Source organism: Nocardia farcinica (genome assembly GCF_029867845.1).
In the GTDB taxonomy this organism is placed as follows: domain Bacteria; phylum Actinomycetota; class Actinomycetes; order Mycobacteriales; family Mycobacteriaceae; genus Nocardia; species Nocardia farcinica_A.
The window spans coordinates 1-5,381 of record NZ_JARWRU010000261.1 but is presented as its reverse complement, the minus strand read 5'-3'; the positions used below and the strand labels follow the sequence as shown (position 1 = coordinate 5,381).

Genomic DNA, 5,381 nt, shown 5'->3' with positions numbered 1-5,381 from the left:
ATCCCCGTTTTCCGGGGGTGGCGGGGAAACCGACCCCACCCGCTTCGACCACATCCTCCTCCCGGGCCCGCAACGCCCCGACCCCACCCCCTGACCCACGGCCCCGGGTGCCCCGGCAGGCCTCTGACCAGCCGATTAGCTCCCAGACCACCCCTTGTTGTAATCTCTTGAGGCGCCCGGGGAACGGGCGCAACGGGCTGTGGCGCAGCTTGGTAGCGCACTTGACTGGGGGTCAAGTGGTCGCAGGTTCAAATCCTGTCAGCCCGACAGACGAGAAAGCCCCTCTGATCAGCAACGGAGGGGCTTTCTTCATTTTCCGACCACACGGAGAGCGGGACCGCAGGTGCTTGGAGAGCTTGTCCCCGGCGCCGGTGATCTCCCGCCGATCGGGGTGGAGATAGCGCTCGGTGGTGCGGCTGTCGGCGTGCCCGGCGATCTTCTGGAGCACGTGCAGGCTTACCCCGGCGTCGGCCATCCAGGTGAGCCCGGTGTGGCGCAGATCGTGCCGACGAAGATGCTCGTATCCGAGCTTGGACACCACTTCATCCCAGTGGGTGGCGTCGCGCAGCACGCCGGTAGCGATGCGTCCTCCGCGAGGTCCGACGAAGAGACGAGCGTCCGGATTGTTTCGGCCGGCGGCGTTCAGTCGATCGAGGACCAGTTGCCGAACTTCTTCGATCAGGGGGACATGACGGGCGCGGTTGCCTTTCGTGCCTTTGTCGGCCATTCCGCCCGGTGAGGGCGTGGTCTGTCGGCGCACGGTCCAGGTCCAGGTGTCGGTGTCGATATCGGAGACACGGCAGCCGGAGACCTCTCCGATCCGTGAGGCGGTGCAGGCGGCGAAGGTCACTACATCACCCCAGCCGGGATAGCGATCGGCCGATCGGTTCACCAGTGCGTCGGCCAGGGTGACCAACGCCGACCAGTCGGGCAGGGCCAGCGAACGCGGGTCGTCCAGCTCGTCTTCGATCTGCTGATAGAGCTGTTGCCAGCCGCGGACACGAGCGGGATTGGTTTCCCGAATCCCGTCGCGAACCGCCTGCTCCATCACCCGCACCAGGACCGCGAGCGTGTTCTTCACCGTCGATTTGCTCGCGCCGTCGTTGATCCAGGCGACCACGGCCCGGTCGATCGCGCCGTTGGTGAGCATGGCCACGGGGAGATGTCCGATCGTTGGAACGACTCGCTTTCGCCACCCCGCCATGTACGGATCCAAGGTCTTGCGTTCCACGCCCCGCAGCGCGAGATCCATGTTCGCGTCCCCGTAGTCGGTCAAGTGGCTGCTGTGGTCATGATTGCTTCGTATTCGACCGGGGTCAATCTGCCGAGTCTGGCTTGGCGCCGGCGGCGGTGGTAGGTCCGTTCGATCCAGGTCACGATCGCGATCCGAAGCTCACCACGAGTCGCCCACGGTCGGCGGTCGAGGACGTTCTTCTGCAGCAGGGCGAAGAACGATTCCATCGCGGCGTTGTCACCGCAGGCGCCTACCCGCCCCATCGACCCGATCAGATCGTGAGAACGCAAGGCGCGGACGAACTTCCGGGAGCGGAACTGCGACCCCCTGTCGCTGTGAACGATGCAGCCGGCGACCTGCTCACCAGCCGCGCCGCGCCTGGCCACGGCCGAAGACAGGGCATCGACCGCCAAGCGGGCTTTCATCCGCGAGTCGATCGAGTAGCCCACGATCCGGTTGGAGAACACGTCCTTGACCGCGCAAAGATACAGCTTCCCCTCACCGGTCGAATGTTCCGTTATGTCCATGAGCCACAACACATTCGGTGTATCGGCAGTGAAGTTGCGGGCGACCAGGTCATCATGCACGGGCGGACCTGAACGCCCGTGTTTGGCGCCACGCTTCTTGCCGAAAACGCTCCACCACTTGTTGACCGAGCAGATCCGCCACGCGGTCCGCGCCGACATCGGCTCACCCGCGGTAGCTGCTTCATCGAGCAGGAACCGATACCCGAACTCCGGATCGTCGCGGTGGGCATCGAACAAGGCATTCGCCCGATACGCCTGCTCGAGATCAGCCGCTGGGACCGGCTCGGCCAGCCACCGATAGTACGGTTGGCGCGCGATCTTCAGGACCCGGCACGTCACCGCGACGGGAATCCCGTCAGCGGCCAGCTCGCGGACGAGCGGGTAGATCATTTTCCCGGCAGGTTCGCCTGCGACAGATACGCCGCCGCCCGCCGCAGGACCTCGTTCTCCTGCTCGAGCAACCTGATCCGCTTCCGAGCTTCCCGCAACTCCGCGTTCTCCGCGGCGGTCGTTCCCGCGGAGATACCGTCCTCGATATCAGCGGTCTTCATCCAGTTCGCCAGGCAGGACTCGCTGATCCCGAAGTCGGCCGCGATCTGCTTGAGCTTCTGGCCGGGCTCTCGATTGCGAGCGACCCGCACGACGTCGTCGCGGAACTCCTTGGGATAGGGCTTGGGCACGGTGTCCATCCTTCCAGCAGTGCCCCATGGCACCACAGATCAGATGTCACCAACTCGTGCAGCAGTCCCCGCCGTCGTCGCACGCTGGGCCGGATACGACGTCGAAGCGCTGATGGTCCCGCTGGTGTACGGGTTCGTTCCCGGTTCGATTCCGATCGGGTCGGCGGTGGTGTGTGGCTTGCCGGTCGCGGTGCCGCCCCTGTCGTCTTCCTCCCCATCGATGACGAGCGGTTCGCGACCGTCCGAGCGCATCGGAACTTTCGCGCGGCGCTGCGAGATCGCAGCGATCCGCTGCCACCGTGAGGGACTCAGCGGCGAGGCAGCGACAGCGATTCTCCTGCGTCCGGGCTGATCGCACTGCGAAAGGCGTCCCCATACGACTGCTCGGTGTCGCGGGACGTGCGGTGAGAGATCGGCAATGGGCCGCGGTGCCGTGGCTGAGAGCGCCAGGACTCGTCGAGTCGGACGCAGCGCCGTCGCGGTTCGCGACGGTAGGTTGCGTGGGCGCGGGGGGATGGCAGTCGGCTCCCATTGTGTCAGCTGTTCAATTGCCGGGCTGCGGCGCGCCGGTGAGCTCGGTCAGCCGGTCGTGGTGAAGCGCCGGTCGATGGCGGCCAGGGCGAACTCGGCCCAGCGAATGTTTTCCTGCTCGAGGGAGATTCCGCGCAGCAGGGACAAGTAGGGGCCGATGCGCTCGGCTTCGGTGAGGTAGGCCTGTTCGCTGCGGCCGTCGAGCAGGCGGGTGCGCAGGCGTTCGTAGCGGGCCAGTTTCGCCTGTGCCCACTCCAGCCGTTCGGCCACCGCTGCCCGCACGGTGGGCGCGTCCTCGCTGTCCATGCCTTGCACCTTCACCATCATCTCGTCGCGAATGGCGGTGGGTTTGGCCGGTGTGGCGATGAACTCGCGCAGGGCGGCGCGGCCGGCTGGAGTGATGGTGTGCAAGCGTTTGTTGGGACGGCGCTGCTGCTGTACGACGCGGGTCTCGATGAGCCCGTCGGCGGCCATGCGTTCGAGTTCCTTGTAGAGCTGCTGTGGGGTCGCCATCCAGAAGTTGGCCACCGAGGCGTCGAAGCTCTTGGCCAGTTCGTAGCCGGAGGCCTCACCGTCGAGCAGGACGGCCAACACCGCGTTCCGTAGCGCCATCGCCACAATCTAGCATGCGGATGGCTATTCAAATTTTTGTCTGGACTCGGTGCTTGCCAGGCTGGTCGTATGGCGTGGGGTAGACAATTTTTTGTCTAGACAAGTAGTGTCGGTTCATGTCGGTCGACCGAGTGAGAGAACCCGCCCGCGGCTGCTATGCGCGCTATGTCGCGTTGGGGGACAGCCAAACCGAAGGAGTCGGCGACGGCGACGACGCGACCGGGCTGCGTGGCTGGGCCGACCGCCTGGCCGAGCGGCTCACGGCGATCGACCCCGACCTGCGGTACGCCAACCTCGCTGTCCGGGGCAAACTGGCCCACCAGGTCCACGCGGAACAACTCGCCCCGGCTCTCGCGCTCGAACCCGACCTCGCGACCGTCCTGGTCGGCGTCAACGACCTCCTCCGGCCCGGATTCGACGCCGACGACGTCGGCGCACACCTGGTTGGGATGTTCGCCGCCCTCACCGCGGCCGGCGCCACAGTGGCCACCCTCACCCTGCCCGACATCGCCCGGATCACGCCGCTGGCTCGCCCCGTCAGCGCCCGCGTCACCGCGCTCAACGAGCGCATCCGGCGAGCTGCCGCCCAGTACGGCGTCGTCGTCGCCGAAACCGCCGATTACGCTGTGGTCACCGATCCCCGCCTGTGGAGCCCCGACCGCCTGCACGCCGGTCCGATCGGGCATCAACGCATCGCCGACGCCGTCGCCCACGCCCTCCGTCTTCCCGGCGCCGACGACAGCTGGACCCACCCGCTCTCGCCCGCACTGCCGCACAGCAGCACCACCGCAGCCGTGATGAACGAACTTCGCTGGGCCGCCACGTACCTCGGTCCCTGGCTCGGACGGCGCCTCGCCGGACGATCCTCCAGCGACGGCCGCATCGCCAAACGCCCCCACCTGCTGCCTGTGCGCCATCGCGATGCCGAAGAAACGGGACTGTGATGATGGCGCATATCGCGCGTGGGAGTGTGCCTCCGGGCTGCTGACATCGGTTTGTCGCGAAGCCCGACACCGTTCGGTGGTCGGCGAGTCGTTCTGCGCGGACGACGAACACCAACCACCGGGTGGTGTCGGATGCGTTCGAGGGAACAGCGCCGTCGAGCGCGATTACCCGGGAGCCGCCACTATCTCGGATTCGGTCAGGCGGTCATGCTGGTCGCCGGGGCGTGCTCAGGAGTTCGCGCAGAACGCCTTGCTGGAAATCGCGTGCTCGTCGGGCCGAGGGTGGGGGCGCGCCGGAGCGGGCTGCGATGGACTGCTCGATCACCTCGACCGGCTGGTATCCGGTCCAGAGCAGCCGGCGGCCTGCGTCGACTTTGGAAAGCCAGCGCCCGTGGCGGTGCCGGACCAGCGCGCGGCAGGCTCCCAGAACCGCGTCATCGGTTCCCGTGGTCGGTCGGTCGTCGGGTCGACCGTGCAGCGCCATCCACCACCGTAGCGAGTCGACCAGGAGGCCGTGCAGCTCCTCCGGTGGTAGCTCGGCGAAGACCTCCGAGGCCGTCGGCCCCGCCAATGTCCGGCCGCTCTGGTGCAGGATGCTGCGGTCCAGCCCGTACCAGAACATTCCGTCGGCCGCCGGCCGGTCCGCGGGGCGAAGGGTCTGACGGAAGGCCATGGCCGGGCCGTCGTTCAGTTCGAGTTCGAAGCCCGGGCTCCCGGTGCCCGACCGTGCCAGGGCGGCGGTGTAGACCACCAGTTCCAATCCCCGAGCCGGACACGGCAGCGCGCTGTGCCGCACTCGGGCGGTCAACTCCCGCTTGACGGCCTCGTTCAGGGGATCGTGACAGAGCAGGAC

The 5,381-nt window shown here is 67.1% G+C and carries 5 protein-coding genes and 1 tRNA gene; 2 read left to right on the top strand and 4 right to left on the bottom strand.

The genetic code is table 11. The annotated features are described in order from the left end of the window. The first annotated feature begins 193 nt into the window (after window positions 1–193). Window positions 194–267: transfer RNA gene (locus QH283_RS05390), tRNA-Pro, on the top strand. On the opposite strand, the gene QH283_RS05385 is transcribed toward QH283_RS05390, so the two are convergent. The 3 genes from QH283_RS05385 to QH283_RS05375 form a co-directional block, all read right to left on the bottom strand. Then, the gene (locus QH283_RS05385; protein WP_280501906.1) at window positions 233–1,276 is read right to left on the bottom strand and encodes a tyrosine-type recombinase/integrase; all 1,044 of its coding nucleotides are present in this window, start codon (window positions 1,274–1,276) and stop codon (window positions 233–235) included. The genes QH283_RS05390 and QH283_RS05385 overlap by 35 nt on opposite strands. Further along, a protein-coding gene (locus tag QH283_RS05380; protein WP_280501905.1) for an IS3 family transposase occupies window positions 1,273–2,441 on the bottom strand; the annotation gives its coding sequence in 2 pieces (ribosomal slippage) (window positions 1,273–2,154 and window positions 2,157–2,441; 1,167 coding nt in all). The genes QH283_RS05385 and QH283_RS05380 overlap by 4 nt, the downstream gene beginning before the upstream one ends. A gap of 579 nt (window positions 2,442–3,020) precedes the next feature. Continuing rightward, window positions 3,021–3,584 (bottom strand): PadR family transcriptional regulator, encoded by a 564-nt coding sequence (locus tag QH283_RS05375; RefSeq protein WP_280501904.1) that lies wholly within the window; start codon window positions 3,582–3,584, stop codon window positions 3,021–3,023. Between the two features lie 116 nt (window positions 3,585–3,700). Between QH283_RS05375 and QH283_RS05370 the strand changes: the two genes are divergently transcribed. Next, on the top strand, window positions 3,701–4,528 hold the full coding sequence (locus QH283_RS05370; protein WP_280501903.1) for an SGNH/GDSL hydrolase family protein: 828 nt from the start codon (window positions 3,701–3,703) through the stop codon (window positions 4,526–4,528). 205 nt (window positions 4,529–4,733) lie between these two features. Here the strand turns inward: QH283_RS05370 and QH283_RS05365 are convergent. Then, window positions 4,734–5,381: nucleotidyltransferase domain-containing protein (locus tag QH283_RS05365; protein WP_280501902.1), on the bottom strand; the 648-nt coding region annotated here is incomplete at its 5' end.